The organism is Vandammella animalimorsus (genome assembly GCF_002288875.1).
Classification (GTDB): domain Bacteria; phylum Pseudomonadota; class Gammaproteobacteria; order Burkholderiales; family Burkholderiaceae_C; genus Lampropedia; species Lampropedia animalimorsus.
Genome location: NZ_NTBH01000011.1, coordinates 44027 through 62080 on the forward strand (window position 1 = coordinate 44027; position 18054 = coordinate 62080).

Annotated in this window: 18 protein-coding genes; 1 reads left to right on the forward strand and 17 read right to left on the reverse strand. The window is 65.4% G+C overall.

What is annotated here, in order from left to right:
- Window positions 1–102 precede the first annotated feature (102 nt).
- The 16 genes from hflX to CLI93_RS13335 form a co-directional block, all read right to left on the reverse strand.
- The gene (gene hflX / locus CLI93_RS13260) at window positions 103–1335 is read right to left on the reverse strand and encodes a GTPase HflX (RefSeq protein WP_095543084.1); all 1233 of its coding nucleotides are present in this window, start codon (window positions 1333–1335) and stop codon (window positions 103–105) included.
- A gap of 180 nt (window positions 1336–1515) precedes the next feature.
- Complete coding sequence (gene hfq / locus CLI93_RS13265) at window positions 1516–1788, reverse strand: RNA chaperone Hfq (protein ID WP_095540738.1); 273 nt, start codon at window positions 1786–1788, stop codon at window positions 1516–1518.
- Between the two features lie 213 nt (window positions 1789–2001).
- Window positions 2002–3351 carry a ribosome biogenesis GTPase Der gene (gene der / locus CLI93_RS13270; RefSeq protein WP_095543083.1) on the reverse strand — a complete coding sequence of 450 codons (1350 nt, stop codon included), beginning with the start codon at window positions 3349–3351 and terminating at the stop codon, window positions 2002–2004.
- A 111-nt stretch (window positions 3352–3462) separates the two neighbouring features.
- Entirely contained in the window at window positions 3463–4641 is a 1179-nt protein-coding gene (gene bamB, locus CLI93_RS13275) for an outer membrane protein assembly factor BamB (RefSeq protein WP_095543082.1), read from the reverse strand.
- Between the two features lie 117 nt (window positions 4642–4758).
- A complete protein-coding gene (locus tag CLI93_RS13280) occupies window positions 4759–5448 on the reverse strand; it encodes a YfgM family protein (protein WP_095543081.1) in 690 nt (229 codons plus the stop codon).
- A gap of 100 nt (window positions 5449–5548) precedes the next feature.
- Window positions 5549–6889 (reverse strand): histidine--tRNA ligase, encoded by a 1341-nt coding sequence (hisS, locus tag CLI93_RS13285; RefSeq protein ID WP_095543080.1) that lies wholly within the window; start codon window positions 6887–6889, stop codon window positions 5549–5551.
- Window positions 6890–6941: 52 nt separating this feature from the next.
- A complete protein-coding gene (locus CLI93_RS13290; RefSeq protein ID WP_172424322.1) occupies window positions 6942–7451 on the reverse strand; it encodes a YiiX/YebB-like N1pC/P60 family cysteine hydrolase in 510 nt (169 codons plus the stop codon).
- 104 nt (window positions 7452–7555) lie between these two features.
- Window positions 7556–7939 (reverse strand): DUF4878 domain-containing protein, encoded by a 384-nt coding sequence (locus tag CLI93_RS13295; RefSeq protein ID WP_238946664.1) that lies wholly within the window; start codon window positions 7937–7939, stop codon window positions 7556–7558.
- Window positions 7940–7999: 60 nt separating this feature from the next.
- Entirely contained in the window at window positions 8000–9271 is a 1272-nt protein-coding gene (gene ispG / locus CLI93_RS13300) for a flavodoxin-dependent (E)-4-hydroxy-3-methylbut-2-enyl-diphosphate synthase (RefSeq protein ID WP_095543077.1), read from the reverse strand.
- On the reverse strand, window positions 9271–10380 hold the full coding sequence (locus tag CLI93_RS13305) for a helix-turn-helix domain-containing protein (protein ID WP_172425556.1): 1110 nt from the start codon (window positions 10378–10380) through the stop codon (window positions 9271–9273). The genes ispG and CLI93_RS13305 overlap by 1 nt, the downstream gene beginning before the upstream one ends.
- Window positions 10373–11194, reverse strand: coding sequence for a type IV pilus biogenesis/stability protein PilW (gene pilW, locus CLI93_RS13310; RefSeq protein ID WP_095550547.1), 822 nt, complete (start codon window positions 11192–11194; stop codon window positions 10373–10375). Before pilW ends, CLI93_RS13305 begins: the two co-directional genes overlap by 8 nt.
- Entirely contained in the window at window positions 11191–12411 is a 1221-nt protein-coding gene (rlmN, locus tag CLI93_RS13315) for a dual-specificity RNA methyltransferase RlmN (RefSeq protein WP_095996003.1), read from the reverse strand. Before rlmN ends, pilW begins: the two co-directional genes overlap by 4 nt.
- A 217-nt stretch (window positions 12412–12628) precedes the next feature.
- Window positions 12629–13054, reverse strand: coding sequence for a nucleoside-diphosphate kinase (gene ndk, locus CLI93_RS13320; protein WP_095540730.1), 426 nt, complete (start codon window positions 13052–13054; stop codon window positions 12629–12631).
- 97 nt (window positions 13055–13151) lie between these two features.
- A complete protein-coding gene (locus CLI93_RS13325; protein ID WP_095543073.1) occupies window positions 13152–15119 on the reverse strand; it encodes an extracellular solute-binding protein in 1968 nt (655 codons plus the stop codon).
- A 48-nt stretch (window positions 15120–15167) separates the two neighbouring features.
- Window positions 15168–15482, reverse strand: a complete 315-nt coding sequence (locus CLI93_RS13330) for a helix-turn-helix domain-containing protein (protein ID WP_095543072.1) — start codon at window positions 15480–15482, stop codon at window positions 15168–15170.
- Window positions 15479–15817, reverse strand: a complete 339-nt coding sequence (locus CLI93_RS13335; protein ID WP_095543071.1) for a type II toxin-antitoxin system RelE/ParE family toxin — start codon at window positions 15815–15817, stop codon at window positions 15479–15481. The genes CLI93_RS13330 and CLI93_RS13335 overlap by 4 nt, the downstream gene beginning before the upstream one ends.
- 193 nt (window positions 15818–16010) lie before the next feature.
- On the opposite strand from CLI93_RS13335, the gene fabI reads away from it, so the two are divergent.
- Window positions 16011–16802: an enoyl-ACP reductase FabI gene (gene fabI, locus CLI93_RS13340; protein WP_095543070.1), complete on the forward strand. Its 792-nt coding sequence runs from the start codon at window positions 16011–16013 to the stop codon at window positions 16800–16802.
- Window positions 16803–16914: 112 nt separating this feature from the next.
- Here the strand turns inward: fabI and CLI93_RS13345 are convergent, their stop codons facing one another.
- Complete coding sequence (locus tag CLI93_RS13345; protein WP_095543111.1) at window positions 16915–17973, reverse strand: aldo/keto reductase; 1059 nt, start codon at window positions 17971–17973, stop codon at window positions 16915–16917.
- Window positions 17974–18054 lie beyond the last annotated feature (81 nt).

The following is an 18054-nucleotide window of genomic DNA, read 5'->3' on the forward strand; positions in this document are numbered from 1 at the left end:
CGCCAGGCCGTGCAAGCCACCGGCTTGCGCGCAGGCCTCCGCTTGGCGGCAAAAGCCGCGATTGTGCCCAAAAAGCACAGGGCTCAGGTATTCCCCAGGCCATTACAGGGCATCGCTGCCCGAGGCTCCTGCCTGCGCATCGCCCGCCCCTTGGATGCCCTCTTCCGATGCCCGGCCATCGGCCTCGTGCGAGCCATCATCGCCCCGATACTGCAGGCACCACTGGGCCAGGGCCTGGCGCAGGCCATCGAGCCCCTGGCCGGTCTGGGCACTGATGAACACGCGCGGCACCTGCACGCCGCCCATCTCCATGGTGTCGCGCAGGCTGCGCGGCTGACGCTCGGGCGGCAGGCTGTCGATCTTGTTGAACACCAGCAGCTGCGGGATTTGCGCTGCGCCAATTTCTTCGAGCACTTTTTGCACCTGCTGCACCTGCTCGGGGAATTGCGCATTGGCCGCATCCACCACATGCAGCAGCAGGTCGGCATCGACCGCTTCTTGCAAGGTGGCTTGAAAGGCCTCGACCAGGCCGTGCGGCAAATCGCGGATGAAGCCCACCGTATCCGACAGCGACACGGCCATGCCCGCCTCTTGCAAATACAGCTGGCGGGTGGTGGTGTCCAGCGTGGCAAACAGCTGGTCGGCCGCATAGCTGCGGGCCTTGACCAGCGCATTGAACAGCGAGGACTTGCCCGCGTTGGTGTAGCCCACCAGCGAGATGCTGGGCACTTGGTTGCGCTGGCGCTGGCGGCGCTGCGTGCTGCGCTGCTTCTTGAGCTTGGCCAGGCGATCGCGCACGCGCTTGATGGCGTCGCCAATCATGCGTCGGTCCAGCTCGATCTGCGTCTCGCCCGGGCCGCCGCGCGCGCCGATGCCGCCGCGCTGGCGCTCCAGGTGCGACCAACGCCGCACCAGGCGCGTGCTCAGATACTGCAGCCGGGCCAGCTCAACCTGCAGTTTGCCTTCGTGGCTGCGGGCGCGCTGGGCAAAAATTTCCAGGATCAAAAACGTGCGGTCGTACACCGGCAGGCCAATCTCGCGCTCCAGGTTGCGCTGCTGCGCAGGGCTCAAGGCCTGGTCGAAGATGATCTCGCTGGCGCCATGGCCCATGGCCAGGGCCTTAAGCTCCTCGACCTTGCCCTTGCCGATGAACAGCGCCGCATCGGGGAATTTGCGCTTGACGACGATGCGCTCACACGGCTGCAGGCCCGCCGTCAGCGCCAGCTGCGCCAGCTCATCGAGTTCATGGTCGAAATGGGCCTCGCCAAAATCCACCCCGACCAGCACGGCCGTAGGCGTTGGCTCAGGGGTGATGGCAAACGTGTTCTTGCTCAAGACGGATCAGGTTCCTGTACGGGCATGGCGCATGCCATGCATTGGGCGGGACAAAAAACTCAGGGCCTGCTGCTGCGCAGACAGGCCCTGGGTCGAAAGCAGCGCAAACCGAAGGCCAGACTGACCAGGTGACGCATGCCTCAGGGAGGCGCTGCGCCACCGGCCTGGCCCAGGCCATCATCAGGCCTGGCCTGCTGCTTTCTTCTCTGCCGCGCCGGATTGCTCGGCCGACAGCGAGGCAAAGTTGACCGGGCGGGCCGGCACGATGGTCGAAATGGCGTGCTTGTAGACCATCTGCGTGACGGTATTGCGCAGCAGCACCACGTATTGGTCGAAGGATTCGATCTGCCCTTGCAGCTTGATGCCGTTGACCAGATAGATCGACACCGGGATGTGCTCACGGCGCAGGGCATTCAAAAAGGGATCCTGCAACAATTGGCCTTTATTGCTCACGATATAGCTCCGTGTTGAAGAGGCCTGGGCAGGCCTCCTGGGGCGGGCCTCAAGCGTTAGTCTTGAGAACCTGTTCTAAGAAGAAAACGAAAGGCGGCACCTTAACACAGTGCTGCTACTTACGTGCAAACCCGCAGGCTTTTGCGCCATTTCTTCAAGCCTGCCTTCGGAGACAGGTGCCGCAGGCGGTAAAAAAACCGCGCAGCGCAAAGCTCAGGACTTGTCCGCGTAGGGGTTGTCGCTGGTGCGCAGCTCGATGCGCAGCGGCGTGCCCTCAAGCTTGAAGGCCTTGCGGAACCAGGTTTCCAGAAAGCGCCGATAGGCCTGATCCAAATGGTCCAGCGAGTTGCCGTGGATCACGATCACCGGCGGGTTCATGCCGCCCTGGTGGGCATAACGCGGCTTGGGGCGGAACATGCCGCTCTTGCGTGGCGCCTGGTATTGCACGGCTTCTTGCAGCAAGCGCGTGAGCTTGGCCGTAGGCATTTTGCGTGTGGCCGCAGCATAGGCCGCGTCGATGGCCTTCCACAAAGGCTCCAGCCCCTGGCGCTTGAGCGCCGAGATGTGCTTGACCGGCGCAAAGCGCATGAAGCCCAGGCGCAGCTCCAGCGACCGCGCCAACTGCTCGCGCTGGTAGCGATCCAGCGCATCCCATTTGTTGATGGCCACGACCACAGCCCGCCCAGACTCCAGGATGAAGCCGGCGATGTGCGCATCCTGATCGGTCACGCCCTGCGTGGCATCGATGACCAGCACCACCACCTGCGCGCCCTCGATGGCCTGCAAGGTCTTGACCACGGAGAACTTCTCCACCGCCTCGAACACCTTGCCTTTGCGACGCAGGCCGGCGGTGTCGATCAGCTCATAGCGCTGCGCGCCGCGTTCGATGGGCACGCGAATGGCGTCGCGCGTTGTGCCCGGCATGTCGAAAGTCACCAGCCGATCCTCGCCCAACCAGGCATTGATCAGCGTGGACTTGCCAGCGTTGGGCCGGCCAGCCACAGCAATGCGGATGGGCGCGGCTTGTTCTTGGGCGTCGCCATCGGCGGCATCGCCTGGCTGCGGCTCGGGCGGCAGCTGCTCGGCGGCCAGCTCCAGCAGATCGCGCACCCCCTGACCATGCGCGGCCGAGACGGCATACACCGGCCCCAGGCCCAGCTCATAGAACTCAGACAGCTGCGCGCCGCTTTTCATGCCCTCGGCCTTGTTGGCCACCAGCAGGCAAGGCTTGCCCAGACGGCGCAGGTAGCGCGCAATTTCCTGATCCTGTCCGGCCAGGCCGGCGCGCACATCGACCAGGAACATCACCAGGTCGGCCTCGGCAATCGCCTGCTGCGTCTGGCCAGCCATCTTCTCGAAGATCGCACCTTCGGCGCTGTCCTCCAGCCCGCCAGTGTCCACGACGATGAACTGGCGCGCCCCCCAGCGCGCCGTGCCGTAGTGCCGGTCGCGCGTCAGCCCGGCGAAGTCGGCCACGATGGCATCACGCGTGCGCGTGAGACGGTTGAACAGCGTGGACTTGCCCACATTGGGCCGGCCCACCAAAGCAATGACCGGGAGCATGGCAATCGTCCTTGGTTGTTGAAGCAGGTGGCGGGCCTGCCCCCCCTCAGCCGCTCAATCGAGCTGGGCGGGGCATGGCCCTGGGCGCCGTGCGCAATCCATCGCCCGGCGTCAATCGGGCCTGAAACCGTACACCGTGCCGTTGTTGCTGATGGCAATCAGCGTATTGCCCGCATACACCGGCGCGATACGCAAGCCTGAGCGGTTGGTCTGGAAACGGTTGAGCGGGCTGCCATCACTGCCTTCGAGCAAATGCAGCCAGCCGCTGGCATCGCCCACGGCCAGCACGCGACCCAGGCGCAGCGGCGCAGTCAACTGGCGGTACTGGAGCCGGTCAGACAGCCATTGCTGATGCCCATCCTGCCGGCTCCAGGCCTGAATGCGACCTGTGGCATCGACGCTGTAGACCGTCTGTCCATCGCCATGCACCCCCACTGCGCCATTGAGGCGCTGGCTCCAACTCGTGCTGCCCGAGCGTGCATCGACGCAGCCAATGGCCGCCTGGAAGGCCTGCACGCACAGGCTGGAATCCTCGCGGCTGAAATGGCCAACCACGTCCACCAGGCGCTCGATGTCGTTGATGCCGCGCGGCACGGCCACGTTGGCCTCCCAGCGCAACGTGCCTGTATCTGGATCAATGCCGACGACGCGGCCCGAAAAGCCCGCCACCAGCGTATCGCCCACGGCCGTCAGCAGCAGGGCCTGCTGCAGCGCCAGGCTTTCTTCATCGTCCGCAGGGCGATCCCAGATCAGCGCGCCATTGTCGGCATCCAGCGCCAACAGCGCGCGCTCGGCCGTGATGACAAAAACCCGCCCGCCGGCCACCAACGGCGGCGTGAACGAACGCCCAGGCAGGGCATAGCGCCACAGCACCTGGCCGTCGCGCAAGGCCACAACCTCATTGCGCGCGCTGATGACGGCAAAGGTTTGGCCATCGCCACCGACGCCAGCCACCAGGCGCTCGCCCACGCGGGCCTGCCAGAGCTGCTCGCCCGTGGTCGGCTGCAGGCTCATCACCGTGCCCGATGCCGTGGCCAGTGTGACCGAGAGCTGGTGCACCAAGGGCTGCAGCTCAATGTTGCCCAGATTGCCAATCTGCGCCGTCCAGACCTGGCTGGCGGCAAAGCGCGCTTCGTTGGGCTCGAGCTCGCGCGGCTTGGGGGCCTTGCTGCTGCTGAACATCGCACAGGCCGCCAATTGCCCGGCCAGCGCCAGCATGGCCAGCGCGCGAGCGGCGCGGCGCACCGGCACACGCGGGAAACGCAGCGAAGAGAAAGAGAAAGCAGTCATCTCTGGACTCCAAAAATCGATACGCGCCGACCTGCCCCGGCAGCGGGCCGGCCGACTCCGGCAACCCCGGCGGCCTTTGGCGGCACAGGCAGCCTGCGGCCTACCGCTCTGCCCCAATCAGGAGCTGGCGCGGGCCGCAGCAGGCGCCTGGGCAGCAGCAGCGGGCTGCTGACCCAGCGCCGTCAGCTTGCTTTGCACGACGCTGCGGTAGTGGCTGAACGGCCCCAGCCCGTCGAAAGCGGCCTGGTAGGCGCTGATGGCCTCCTGCGTCTTGCCTTGGCCAAGCAGAATGTCGCCACGGCGGTCGTCGCGCAGTGGCCTGAATTCATAGGGGAAGCTGTGCGCATCCAGCGCGGCCAGCGCCTGCTCGCCCTGCTCCTGCTGCATCTGCACCGAAGCCTTGTGCAGCACGGCCAGGGCTTTGAAGCCCTCATCCTTGCTGTGGCGGGCCAGCCAATCAAAAGCCTGTTCGGCAGCAGCCCAATCCTGCTGTTGCACCAGGTGTTTGCCTGCCAGCAGCGTGGCCTGGCTGGCCTGGGCCGTCTTGGGGAAGCTCTGCTGCAGGGCCTGCAGGCTTTGCTGCACGACCGCCTGCTGGTTCTGCACCGTGGCCTGCAGAACCTGGTCGTACAGCACTGCGGCCTTGGCCGCCTGGCTGCGCTGCCAGTACTGGTAGCCATTGAGCCCGGCCACCACGGCCACGATGGCCAGCAGCGCGGCGCTGATCAAGTTGCCCCAGCGATCCCAGAAGTGCTTGAGGGTCGCCAGCTGTTCCTGTTCCTGTAAATCGTATTGCTGCATTGCCATTGGAATGGGGTTGGATCAAGCCCTTGCGGCGCAAGGGCGGCGGCTGTTGTGCCGCAAGCGAGGCAGCAGGCGCCTGCCTGTTGCCCAAGGGGGCTGGCGCTCACGCAGCCAGCGGCGATTGTATGCGCGCGGCCAACCCCGCCAGATCGGCCAGCGGGCACAGCTGCTGCGCCGCCGCGCCCTCCTGCCCCGGCGCGGCCCGCAAGGGCTTGAGGGCCACTTCGCCGCGCGCCAGCTCGTCGGCGCCGAAGATCAGCGCGAAGCGCGCGCCGCTGGCGTCGGCCTTTTTGAACTGGCTCTTGAAGCTGCCCATGCCCTGGGCCGAATCGGCGCTGGCGTGCATTTGCACGGCCACGCCAGCGGCGCGCAATTGGGCCAGCACGGCCATGACTTGCGGCAGGCTGGCCGCGTCGGGCACCACGGCGTAGACATCGGGCACGGCCTCGGGCGGGGTCACTCCCTCTTCCTTGAGCAGCTCCAGCACGCGCTCCACGCCCAGCGCCCAGCCCACGGCCGGGGCGGGCTTGCCGCCGATTTGCTCGATCAGGTAGTCATAACGGCCGCCGCCGCAGATGGTGCCCTGCGCGCCCAGCGATTCGGTGATGAACTCGAACACTGTGAGGTTGTAGTAGTCCAGCCCGCGCACCAGGCGCGGGTTGATGCGCCAGGGCACGCCGTTGGCGTCCAGAATGGCCTGCACGGCCTTGAAGTGCGCCAGCGAGGCTTCGCCCAGGTAGTCCATGAGCTTGGGCGCGCCTTCGGCCAGCGCCTGCATGGCGGGGTTCTTGGTGTCCAGAATGCGCAGCGGGTTGCTGTGCAGGCGGCGGCGCGCGTCTTCGTCGAGCTGCTCGGCGTGCTGCTCGAAGTAGGCGATCAGCGCGGCGCGGTGCGCGCGGCGCTCCTCGGGCTGGCCCAGGCTGTTGAGCTCCAGCCGCCAGTTGCGGATGCCCAGCTCGCGCCACAGCGCCACGGCCAGCAGGATGAGTTCGGCGTCCACCTCCGGCCCGCCAAAGCCCAGCGCCTCGGCGCCGATCTGGTGGAACTGCCGGTAGCGGCCGCGCTGCGGGCGCTCGCGCCGGAACATGGGGCCCATGTAGTACAGGCGCTTGCCGCCGTCGTAGAGCAAGTTGTGCTCCACCGTGGCACGCACCAGGCCGGCCGTGCCCTCGGGGCGCAGCGCCAGGTGCTCGGCGCGGCCGTGTTGGTCGGCGCGGTCCTCGAAGGCGTACATCTCTTTTTCGACGATGTCCGTCACCTCACCAATACCGCGCACGAACAGCGCCGTGTGCTCCATGATCGGCAGGCGCACGTTGCGGTAGGCGTGGCCCGCCATGACGCGGCGCACCGCGTCCTCCAGCCACTGCCAGCGGCTGGATTCGGGCGGCAGGATGTCGTTCATGCCTCTGACGGCTTTAAGTGCGGGGGCTTTGTCTTTGGACATGGGATTGTCGGGATACTTTATCGATCGATATTTCGGTTGCTGTGATCTGTAGTCATGGTGCATCGGCGGTGCCGGCTATCCAGTGCAGATCGGTCTGGGCCAAAGCTTTAGGGAACAGGTATTCCCCGCCAAGTACTGGTAAATCCAGCAGCTGCCAACTGGGGTTGAAGTCGGTTTGCGCTTGTACGGCGTCCAGCAGCAAAGTGGTGCAGTAAAGTGGGGAAGAGTTGCGACCGGTCAAAAGAAAGCGTTCGCCCAACCGGGCTGCAGCATGATGGGCACTGGCTATGCGCTGCGCTGCATTCATAAAGAGGGGGCGGGCCACGGCCAGACGGTCAGCCACCTCTGCGGATGCGAAAGCATCCCAGCCGGTGAAGATCACTTGATCGGGGTTTGTGGGGTCATCGTCGGTGGTCGCGTGTGCAATGAGAATGTGCGGGGTCGTTTGCACCACGATGCCGACATGGGAAAAAGCGCTGCCACTGAACGCGCGTATCCATCGGCTATCGCTCGATATGCCGCCACGAAAAATCCAATCCCCCACTTGAATGTCGCCTGGCACGGCCAGAATGGGGCCGCGAAGCACATGTGAAGCCGGAGTTGAGGCATTGAGGGTTAGCGCCAAGCTCAAAGCTGCGCCGACAACAGACGCTAACCGATGCCGCATCAGAGACGGACTTTCCACTTTCCATCGACTTTGATGGTACGGACGTTTTCTTGCTTTTCACTGTTTTTGAAGATCGCCCGCACCCGCACTTGAACCAAGTTGGGATCTCTAGGGCTGATTTCGGCGGATATGACATCGGCGCTTTTGAAGCCACCTAATTGCTCTTCAGCCTTGGCTTTGGACTCAGCAGCCTTGGCGCGCAGCTTACCTTCCACCAGCTCTGCTTCGCCAGCTTTGGCGCTGCCAGGGATGTGTACCAGCTTGACAATGGTATCGGCGTCGCCTTTGTAGGCTGCTTCAACAAATGCTTTGGCCACAGCCTCGGGCGAGCTTTGGGTGCCTGAGCAGGCGATCAACACGCATGCTGTCACCAGCATAGCCATCAGAGTAATCCCTCTTTGCAGAGTCATTGAATTCCTTCGGTTGTCTATTGTCTTAGTGGTTCAGCTCGTCGCAGTTGCGCCATAGCGGCGCTCGACGTACTCGCTGACGATGCGGTGGAACTGCTGGGCAATGTCCTCGCCCTTGAGGTGCATGGCTTTTTCGCCGTCGATGAAAACGGGGGCTGAGGGGGCTTCACCGTTACCGGGCAGGCTGATGCCGATGTCGGCGTGCTTGCTCTCGCCCGGGCCGTTGACGATGCAGCCCATGACGGCCACCTTCATGTTCTCCACGCCCGGATAGCGCGCGCGCCACAGCGGCATTTGCGCGCGCAAGAAATCGTCGATCTGCTTGGCCAGCTCCTGGAAGGTGGTGCTGGTGGTGCGCCCGCAGCCCGGGCAGGCGGTGACGCTGGGCACGAAGGTGCGCAGGCCCAGGGCCTGGAGGATCTCAGCGGCGACCACGACCTCCTGCGTGCGCGCCTCGCCCGGCTGGGGCGTGAGGCTGACGCGGATGGTGTCGCCAATGCCTTCCTGCAATAGCAGCGACAGCGCCGCAGCCGAGGCCACAGTGCCTTTGGCGCCCATGCCGGCCTCGGTCAAGCCCAGGTGCAGCGGGTAGTTGCAGCGGCGCGAGAGTTCGCGGTACACAGCCACCAAGTCCTGCACGCTGCTGACCTTGCAGGAGAGCACGATTTGCCCGGCGGCCATGCCCAGCCTTTCGGCCTTTTGCGCCGAGTCCAGGGCCGATGAGATCAGCGCCTCGTACATGACCTGGCGCGTGTCCCAGGGCTGGGCGCGCTGCAGGTTTTCATCCATCAGGCGTGCCAGCAGCTCCTGATCCAGGCTGCCCCAGTTCACGCCAATGCGCACGGGCTTGTCCCACTTCAGCGCAGCCTCGATCATCTGGCCGAACTGGATGTCGTGGCGCGCACCCTTGCCCACGTTGCCGGGGTTGATGCGGTATTTGGACAGGGCCTGGGCGCAGTCGGGAAAGTCGCTCAGCAGCTTGTGGCCGTTGAAATGGAAGTCACCCACCAGCGGCACGTGCACGCCCATGCGGTCGAGCTGCTCGCGGATGTGCGGCACGGCCTCGGCGGCTTTGTTGGTGTTGACGGTGATGCGCACCAGCTCCGAGCCGGCCTGCGCCAGTTCCTTGACCTGGATGGCCGTGGCGATGGCGTCCTCGGTGTCGGTGTTGGTCATGGACTGGATGCGCACCGGCGCGCCCCCGCCCATGGTGACAACGTGCTCGCCCCAGCGCACCTGCGCCTGCAGGGAGTGGTGCGGGCGCGGCTCGGACAGTGCAATGGGCGTGGCCTGAGCCGCATTCATCACGGCGACACCTCAAAACGCGCCACATTGCCGCGCGCAAAGGGCTGCAGGTCGAAGGGCTGGCCCTTGACGGTGACCTTGACGGCATCGGCGCGGCCAATCTCCACGCGCAGCGGCGGCTCGTTGGTGATGGCGATTTCACGCCCCTTGGGCAGCGTGCTCTGGTGCAGGATGGCGTTGGAGGCGTCGCGAATCTGGATCCACACCGACTCCTGCGCCTGGATGTGCAAGGTGTGCGCCGGCGCTGCGGCGGCGGTGGCTTCGCCCGCCCCTGCGGCAGCATTGGCAGTGGCTGGCGCAGCCGCCGAAGACGCTTGCCCAGCGGCCGTGTCGGCACCAGCCTGACCAGGGCCTGCAGGCGCGTTGGCCGGGCTGTTGTCCTCTTCGTCCGGTTTGTCCTCAGGCTCTTCCGGCGCCTGGGCGGAGCGCGGCTCAGCCCCAGCGCCAGCATTCAGGCCAGGGATGTGCAGCGGCTGGCTGCGCAGGCCGTCGGCCGTGCTTGGCGCATCCGCTGCCTCGGACATGCCCGAGACTTCGCCCGAAGTCGCCCAGCCCAGGCGCTGCTGAATCTGTGGCCAGAAAAAGACCGCCAGAGCAGCCAGCAGCAACAGTACGCCAAGCACCCAGGCCGAGCGTGGAATGCCCGCAGATGGCGGCTTGCGCTCCCCGCCCAACGCGGGTTGTTCCGTGGCCTTGAAGGCTCGGTTCAGGCCATCGGAGTCACGCGCCAGACGTGGTGCATGGGCGCTGGGGAACAATGCCATGACGGGCTGCGCATCCGCGCCCAGCAAGCGGCAGATGCTCAATGCCAGCGCGCGGGTGAAGACCATGTCGGGCAGCATGGCGTAGTCGTCGCGCTCCAGCGCCTGGAGCTTGTCCACCGGCACCTTCAGCACGGCCGCCAGCTCGGGCAGGCTGACCTCGCGCTCCATGCGGTAATAGGCCAGCAACCCGCCCGGGGTTTTGAAGGACTCGATCGAGGGCTTGTTCAAGCCAGGCATGGCCTGCCCGTCCAGCTGCGCTTCGTCCTGGGCTGCAGCCATGGCAGTTTCATCGGCTGCCGCATCGTCGGCCGACGCCGCTGTGCGGGCTGATTCGTAATCACTCATAGAAAGCCCCACGCTCATACAGGGCGAACTCGCGCGAGTTCGGGAAACGGTGCGCCAGCACGCTGCCGAGCTCGCGCACGCGGTCGCGCCGGCCCAGCGCGTTCTCTACCTTGATGCCCAGCCACAGCGTCTCGGCATTGGCCAGGTCGGAGCCATTGAGGCGGCGCAAATAGGTCTGTGCATCGGCCACGCGCCCGGCGTGATAGAGCATGCTGGCCAGGTTGTAGGCCACGATGGGGTTGTTGGGATCGACTTCATAGGCGCGCTGCAGCGTGGCCATGGCCGCGCCGGCCTTGCCAGCGCTTTGCTGGCACAGGCCCTTGGCCATGAGCGTACGCGCCGAGGCGGTATAGCCCGGCACGGCCAATACGCGATCGAAGTAGCCTTCAGCATCGGCATAGCGGCCTTGACGGCACAGGATCCAGCCGTAGTTGTGCAGTGCATCGGGGTCGTTGCCGCGCTCGCGCATGACGCGCGCGTAATCGGCCTCGGCGGCGGCAAAGTTGTGTTGATCGGCGTAGATCATGCCGCGCAGCATGTAAGCCTCGACCATGTGCGGCGCAATGGACAGCACGTGGTTGATTTCCTCCAGCGCGACGCTGCTGCGCCCGGCGCGCAGGTATTCGGAGGCCAGCTCCAGGCGCACCTTGGCCGCGCGCTGGGCATCGGGCTCGGATGCTGCGGCTGCTGCGCCCGGCGTGGCCACCGGCACGGATGAGCGCGTGTACGACGTCTGGCAGGCCGTCAGGCCCAGGGCAGCTGCCGCCAGGGCCAATGCCGCAGGCAAGCGCCAGAGAGGGTGGCGAGGTTTCATGCGTTGGTCTCCAAACGATAGGCCGGGCCTGGCGCCATGGCTGGGCCAGTTTCCGGGGCTGCCTGTACAGCGGCCTGCAAGGCAGCAGGTTGGCGCTGGCGCTGCATGCGCACCAGCGCATGGGTGCGATCCTGCACTTCGCCAGCCAGTTGGCCGCAAGCGGCGTCGATGTCGTCGCCGCGTGTCTTGCGCACGGTCGTGACGATGCCCGCCTCCAGCAGCACCTGCGCAAAAGCCTGCACTCGCTGCGGTTTCGAGCACTTCAGGCCCGAATCGGGAAACGGATTGAACGGTATCAGATTGAGCTTGCACCAGCCCGTGTCCTGGCGAGCGCCGCCTGGCGCGCCGCTCAGCAGCTCGACCAGCGCGCGGGCATGGGCATCGCTGTCGTTGACGCCATCGAGCATGCAGTATTCGAAGGTGATGAAATCACGCGGCGCGTATTGCAGGTAGCGCCGGCAGGCGGCCATCAGCTCGGCCAGCGGGTACTTGCGGTTCAGCGGCACGAGCTGGTCGCGCAGCGCATCGCTTGGCGCGTGCAGCGACACGGCCAGCGCCACGGGCACGCTTTGACTGAGGCGGTCCATCATCGGCACGATGCCCGAGGTGGATACCGTCACGCGGCGGCGCGAGAGGCCATAGGCGTTGTCATCGAGCATGGTGCGCAGCGCCGGCACCAACTGGCCATAGTTTTGCAGCGGCTCACCCATGCCCATCATCACCACGTTGGTGATGATGCGCTCATCGCGCGCAAAACGGCGGCGCAGCGTGTGCTCGGCATACCAGAGCTGGGCGATGATTTCGGCGCTGCTGAGGTTGCGGCTGAAGCCCTGGTGGCCCGTCGAACAGAAGCGGCAGCCAATCGCGCAGCCAGCTTGCGAGGACACGCACAGCGTGGAACGGTCGCGCTCGGGGATGAACACGGCCTCGACCGCATTGCCCTGGCCCACATCGAACAGCCATTTGATCGTGCCATCGCGCGAGACCTGTTCGGCCAACACCGGCAGCGCCTGCACCTGAGCCTGCTCGTGCAGTTTGGCGCGCAGCGACTTGGCCAAGTCGGACATGGCATCGAAATCGGCCACGCCGCGCTGGTGAATCCAGCGGTAGAGCTGCGTGGCGCGAAAGCGCTTTTCCCCCAATTGCGCGCACCATTGCACCAGGGCCTCATGGTCCAGCCCCAGCAGGGAAACTTTCTGCGCAACGGGAGAGCTCATTGGCTAATGTGTGTGATCCGGATGCCAGTCCTGCAGAGCCGCAAGCGCGGGCATCGGGAAGAAAAAAAACAAGCGACTGGGACAGCCCGCGCCCATGCGCGGGAGTGTCGCACATCAGCACCGCCACCGACAGGCGCCGCCGCCGTGAAAGAGCGGCGCCGCCCAAAAAAGGTTCCGGTGCGTTCTGCCAAAGCAGCCAGACGCACCGGATAGGCCATCAACGCGAATAGATGTTCAGGCCAGGGAAGAAGAAGGCCACTTCGACCTGGGCGGTCTCGGCGGCGTCCGAGCCATGCACGGCGTTGGCGTCGATGCTGTCGGCGAAATCGGCGCGGATGGTGCCGGCGTCGGCTTTCTTCGGATCGGTAGCGCCCATCAGCTCACGATTCTTGGCGATGGCGTTCTCGCCCTCGAGCACCTGCACCATGACGGGGCCGGAGACCATGAAATCCACCAGATCCTTGAAGAAGGGGCGCTCCTTGTGCACGGCGTAGAACTGCTCGGCCTCCTGGCGCGAGAGGTGCACCATGCGCGCGGCGGCGATCTTCAGGCCGGCGTTCTCGAAGCGGGCATAGATTTGACCAATGACGTTTTTCGCCACGGCGTCGGGCTTGATGATGGAAAGGGTGCGTTCGATTGCCATAAGGGTTCCCAATGGGTTGAAAGAAACGGAAAAAACCCGTGATTCTAACTTTTTGCCGCCCGATGTGCCGCGCCGGCATCAGAGCCAGCCCAGCCGCTCAGCGCCTGTGCCACCAATAGGCCATGGCCCAGTTCTCCAGCACCTGCACATACGGCGGCATGGGCGCTTGAAAGGCCAGGCGCTGGGCGTTGTACACAACGCGGAAGTTGCTGGCGTACCAAGCGGGCACCATGACGTTTTCGGCGGTGACGACGCGCTCCAGCGCGCGGCAGGCGGCCTGGTAGTCGGCCTGGGTGCCTGCCTGCACCATGCGGGCGATGAGGGCGTCCACCGCCGGGCTTTTCAGGCCGCTGTAGTTGGCCGAGCCGTTTTGATCGGCCGCAAAGCTGCCAAAGAGCTGGGCGTATTCCTGGCCGGGGTTGTGCGTGCCCTGGATGTTCAGCGAGGTGATGTCGTAGTCGAAAGCGTCCATGCGCTGGAGCATCAGCGCGAAATCGACGACGCGAAAGCGCAGCTCGATGCCGATTTTTTGCAGGTTGCGCTGCCAAGGCGCGACGGTGCGGATGCCCGCTTCGTTGCTGTCCATCACCTCCAGCACCAGCGGCTGGCCCTGGGCGTTGCGCAGCGTGCCGCCCTGCAGCGTCCAGCCCGCCTGGGCCAGCAACTCGCGCGCCTGGCGCAGGTTCTCGCGCAGGCCGTGCTCGCTGTGGTCGGTGCGCGGCGGCTCGGGCATGGGGCCGAAGGCTTCGGGCGGAATCTGGCTGCGCCAAGGTTCGAGCAAAGCCAGCTCGGCGGCGCTGGGCAGGCCCTCGGCGGCGCATTGGGTGTTGCCAAACAGGCCACGGACGCGGCGATAGCTGCCGTAGAACAGGCGGCGGTTCATCCACTCGTAATCCATCGCCAGGGCCAGAGCGCGGCGCACGCGCACATCTTGCAAATGGGGGCGGCGCAGATTGAGAAAGTAGCTTTGAAAGCCTGTGGGGTTGCGGTGCTCGAACTCGGCCTTGACCAGCTCGCCGCTGTCAAAACGCCGCCCCTTGACGCGCCGCGCCCAGTCGCCCGCGCTGTGAAACTGCATCAGATCGAACTCGCCGGCCTTGAGGGCTTCGAGCCGTGCGGTGGCGTCCTTGTAAATGCGGATGGTGATGCGCTCGAAGTTGTGCGCGCCGGCGTTGACGGCCAGCTCGCGCCCCCAATAATCGGGGTCGCGCACGTAGGTGATGTCGCGCCCGAAGACGACCGGGCCGATGCGGTAGGGGCTGCTGCCAATGGGCGTGTCGGTGATGATTTGGTCGAAAGGTTTGCGCTGCCCGTTTGCGTCCAGGCCCCAGTCGCGGCTGAAGATGGGCAGGCCGCCCACGACCAGCGGCAGCTCGCGATCGGGGCTTTTGAAGTGAAAGCGCACGGTGCGCGCATCCAGCACCTCGGCGCGGGCGACTTTTTCCAGCAAGGTGGCGTAGCCGGGCGCAGCCTGGGCGCTGATGAGCGTCTCGAAGCTGTGGCGCACGTCCTCGGCCAGCACCGGCTTGCCGTTGTGAAAGCGCGCCTGGGCGCGGATGCGGAAGGTGGCCGAAAGGCGATCGGCCGCCACATCCACGCTCTCGGCCAGCAGGCCGTAGCCGGTGGAGGTTTCATCGAGCGCGCCAGTCAGCAGGCTCTCGAACAGCATGGCCTGCAAATAGGCCGGAGCCGAGCCGCGCAGGGTGAAGGGGTTGTATTTGTCGAAGGTGGAACTGCGCAGATTGCTCACCAGGCGCAGCTCGCCGCCCTTGGGCGCGGCCGGATTGGCGTAGTCGAAATGGGCAAAGCCCGCCGGGTATTTGGGCTGGCCCCACAGCGCGTAGGCGTGGGAAGGCTCGGCCTGGGCGATGCCCGCGCCCAGGGCGCAAACCAAAACTGCGGCCAGAGTGCCGCCACGCGCCAGCGCGCGCCATGCACGGTGGCGCACGGTCGGGGCATCGCCTTGGTCACGGGGGAAAGCGCGTTTAAAAAAGGCCGGCAGCCCCGCTGCCGCCAGCAGTGACTCGCCAGCGCCGCCGGGCCAGAAAAGCAGTCGATCGTCCATGTGGGCATTCTGCCCGACCGGAGGTCGTGGGCGCTGCGCTGCCCCAATTCACAAATCGGCCAGCAGCTTTACCGTTTCGGGGTGGCGCTCTACCAGCTTGATCAGCACGGCCGCCTGGGCGTTGGGGCGGGCGCGGCCTTGCTCCCAGTTTTCCAGCGTGCGGGGGTTGGTGCGCAGGTAGTGGGCCAGCATCGGGCGCGACAGGCCCAGCCGCTGGCGCAGTTGCACGACGTCCTGGGCAGATACGTTCACTGCCGGCTTGGCTTGCATAGTGTGCGTGCGCAAGGTGGTCTTGCCGGCCCGTTGCTGGGCCAAAGCCTCGAAGCCTTCGCTCAATTCGGAAAATAGATTGCGTTTGTTCATCTTCTGGCCTCCAACTCGGCTTTGAGCATGTGTTTGAGCGCTTGCCGCTCTTGGGCAGAGAGATCGTCCATTTCGTCCTTGTCGAACAAGGTGAACAGCCAGAACTGGCGCTGACCATCCCACCAGTAATAAATCACTCGCAGACCGCCGCGCTTGCCTTTGCCACGGCGCGTATCGGCTTGGCGCAGTTTGCGCAGGCCACCAGTGCCTACGATCACATCGCCCGCCTCCGGATGCTTCATCAATGCGTTCTGCAAGGCGCGAAAGCCCTCGTCATCCAGGTACTGGGCGCGATGACGACTGAATGCAGGCAATTCGATGAAGACGGCTTTCATGCCCCCGGATCATACGCAGATTGCGTAGGCAATGGCGCTCTCGCTGGCGCACCGCAGAGCATGCCGCCAAGCATGGGGGTGGCCCGTGCGAGAATCGCTCCCCACAAGCAGGGCCACCCCCGCGCGCCGTGGTGCAGCGGCAAAAAGGGGTGATCCGGCCCATCCCCGCATTGCAACGACAAGGAGTGTTTCCATGGGTTTTCTCAGCGGCAAGAAATTGCTGATTACCGGCGTGCTGTCCAACCGTTCCATCGCCTACGGCATTGCCAAGGCCTGCCACGCCCAGGGCGCCGAGTTGGCTTTCAGCTACGTGGGCGAGCGCTTCAAAGACCGCATCAGCGAATTTGCCGCCGAGTTCGACTCCAAGCTCGTGTTCGATTGCGACGTCAGCGATGACGCGCAGATCGAGCAGCTTTTTGCCGATCTGGCCGCGCAATGGGGCCAATTCGACGGCTTTGTGCACAGCATCGGCTTTGCGCCGCGCGAGGCCATTGCGGGCAATTTTCTGGATGGCCTGACGCGCGAGAACTTCCGCGTCGCGCACGACATCAGCGCCTACAGCTTTCCGGCCATGGCCAAGGCCGCGCTGCCGCACCTGAACCCGGGCGCTTCGCTGCTGACGCTCTCGTACCTGGGCGCCGAGCGCGCCGTGCCCAACTACAACACCATGGGCCTGGCCAAAGCCAGCCTGGAAGCAAGTGTGCGCTACCTGGCCGAAGCCGTCGGCCCGCAAGGCATCCGCGCCAACGGCATCAGCGCCGGGCCGATCAAGACGTTGGCCGCCAGCGGCATCAAGGATTTCGGCAAGCTGCTGGCCAACTTCGCCGCCACCTCGCCGCTGCGCCGCAACGTCACGATCGAGGACGTGGGCAATGCCGCAGCCTTCCTGCTGTCTGACCTGGCAGCGGGCATCACCAGCGAAATCCTCTACGTCGATGGCGGCTTCAGCCACACCATTGGCATGCCTTCGCCTTCTGAAGACTGAGCGCCGAAGACCAAGCCTGCAGGCCTGCCCTGGCAGGCCTGCGGCAAAACGCAAAGCGCCTGACCCAGGCGCTTTTTTTGATGGTGGATGGCGCTCGGGCGCAGGGCATGCATCATTGCGCTGGGTCACGCAACTCCCAGCGGATGGCGTCGATGGCCTGCAACACCTCGGGCGTCAGCCGCTGTTGCCAAGCCGCCAGATTCTGCTCCAGCTGCGCCAGGCTGGTCACGCCGATGATGGTGCTGCACACCTGCCAGCGGTGGTAGACGAAGGCCAGCGCCAGTTCGGTGGGCGTGAGACCGTGCGCGCGAGCCAGCGCGTTGTAGCGCTGCGCCGCCGCCAGCGCCTCAGGCCGCGCCCAGCGCTGCTTTTGCACCGATTCGTACAGGCTCAAACGCCCGCGCGGCGCCTGTGCGTCAAGAATGCCGCTGTCGTCGTACTTGCCCGTCAGCGCGCCAAAGGCCAGCGGCGAGTACGCCAGCAGGCTCACGCCTAGGCGGTGGCAGGTCTCGTCCAGCGCGTTCTCGTAGCTGCGGTTAGTCAGCGCATAGGGGTTTTGCACGCTGACCACGCGCGCCAGGCCATGCTGCTCGGCCAGGCGCACGAACTCGTGCACGCCATAGGGGGTTTCGTTGGACAGACCGATGCAGCGCACTTTGCCGGCGCGCACCAGGCCGTCGAGCGCCTGCAGCTGCTCCAGGATGCTGGTCTGCGTGCGCTCCTGCTGCGGATCGAAGTACAGGGTGCCAAACATCGGCACGTGGCGCTCGGGCCAGTGGATCTGGTAGAGATCGATGACCTCGGTCTGCAGGCGACGCAGGCTGCCCTCGCAAGAGGCCACGATGTCTGCCGCCGTCATGCCCTGGCCGGCGCGGATCCAGGGCATGCCGCGGCTGGGCCCGGCCACCTTGCTGGCCAGCACGATGCACTGGCGCTGGCTGCGGTTGCGCGCCAGCCAGTTGCCCAGGATGGTTTCGGTGGCGCCATACGTCTGCTGCCGCGCGGGCACGGCATACATCTCGGCCGTGTCCCAAAAATCCACCCCGGCATCCAACGCCCGGTCGAGGATGGCATGGGCCTGGGCCTCATCGACCTGCTCGCCAAACGTCATCGTGCCCAGGCAAACCGGGGAAACGGCCAGTTCGCTCTGGCCCAGTAAGCGTTTTTCCATGATGGTGTCCTGTCTCGTTCGGGCCTGTTCACACTGGCCCTGGTTGCTCTGATGTGGCATCGTCGATTGCCATGTTAAGCG

What these genes read in the sequence shown, in the direction of transcription:
- der (WP_095543083.1), bottom strand. Translation starts at nt 3,351, where the DNA reads ATGCTCCCGGTCATTGCTTTGGTGGGCCGGCCCAATGTGGGCAAGTCC.
- bamB (WP_095543082.1), bottom strand. Translation starts at nt 4,641, where the DNA reads ATGACTGCTTTCTCTTTCTCTTCGCTGCGTTTCCCGCGTGTGCCGGTG.
- CLI93_RS13280 (WP_095543081.1), bottom strand. Translation starts at nt 5,448, where the DNA reads ATGGCAATGCAGCAATACGATTTACAGGAACAGGAACAGCTGGCGACC.
- hisS (WP_095543080.1), bottom strand. Translation starts at nt 6,889, where the DNA reads ATGTCCAAAGACAAAGCCCCCGCACTTAAAGCCGTCAGAGGCATGAAC.
- CLI93_RS13295 (WP_238946664.1), bottom strand. Translation starts at nt 7,939, where the DNA reads ATGGCTATGCTGGTGACAGCATGCGTGTTGATCGCCTGCTCAGGCACC.
- ispG (WP_095543077.1), bottom strand. Translation starts at nt 9,271, where the DNA reads ATGAATGCGGCTCAGGCCACGCCCATTGCACTGTCCGAGCCGCGCCCG.
- CLI93_RS13305 (WP_172425556.1), bottom strand. Translation starts at nt 10,380, where the DNA reads ATGAGTGATTACGAATCAGCCCGCACAGCGGCGTCGGCCGACGATGCG.
- pilW (WP_095550547.1), bottom strand. Translation starts at nt 11,194, where the DNA reads ATGAAACCTCGCCACCCTCTCTGGCGCTTGCCTGCGGCATTGGCCCTG.
- rlmN (WP_095996003.1), bottom strand. Translation starts at nt 12,411, where the DNA reads ATGAGCTCTCCCGTTGCGCAGAAAGTTTCCCTGCTGGGGCTGGACCAT.
- ndk (WP_095540730.1), bottom strand. Translation starts at nt 13,054, where the DNA reads ATGGCAATCGAACGCACCCTTTCCATCATCAAGCCCGACGCCGTGGCG.
- CLI93_RS13325 (WP_095543073.1), bottom strand. Translation starts at nt 15,119, where the DNA reads ATGGACGATCGACTGCTTTTCTGGCCCGGCGGCGCTGGCGAGTCACTG.
- CLI93_RS13330 (WP_095543072.1), bottom strand. Translation starts at nt 15,482, where the DNA reads ATGAACAAACGCAATCTATTTTCCGAATTGAGCGAAGGCTTCGAGGCT.
- CLI93_RS13335 (WP_095543071.1), bottom strand. Translation starts at nt 15,817, where the DNA reads ATGAAAGCCGTCTTCATCGAATTGCCTGCATTCAGTCGTCATCGCGCC.
- fabI (WP_095543070.1), top strand. Translation starts at nt 16,011, where the DNA reads ATGGGTTTTCTCAGCGGCAAGAAATTGCTGATTACCGGCGTGCTGTCC.
- CLI93_RS13345 (WP_095543111.1), bottom strand. Translation starts at nt 17,973, where the DNA reads ATGGAAAAACGCTTACTGGGCCAGAGCGAACTGGCCGTTTCCCCGGTT.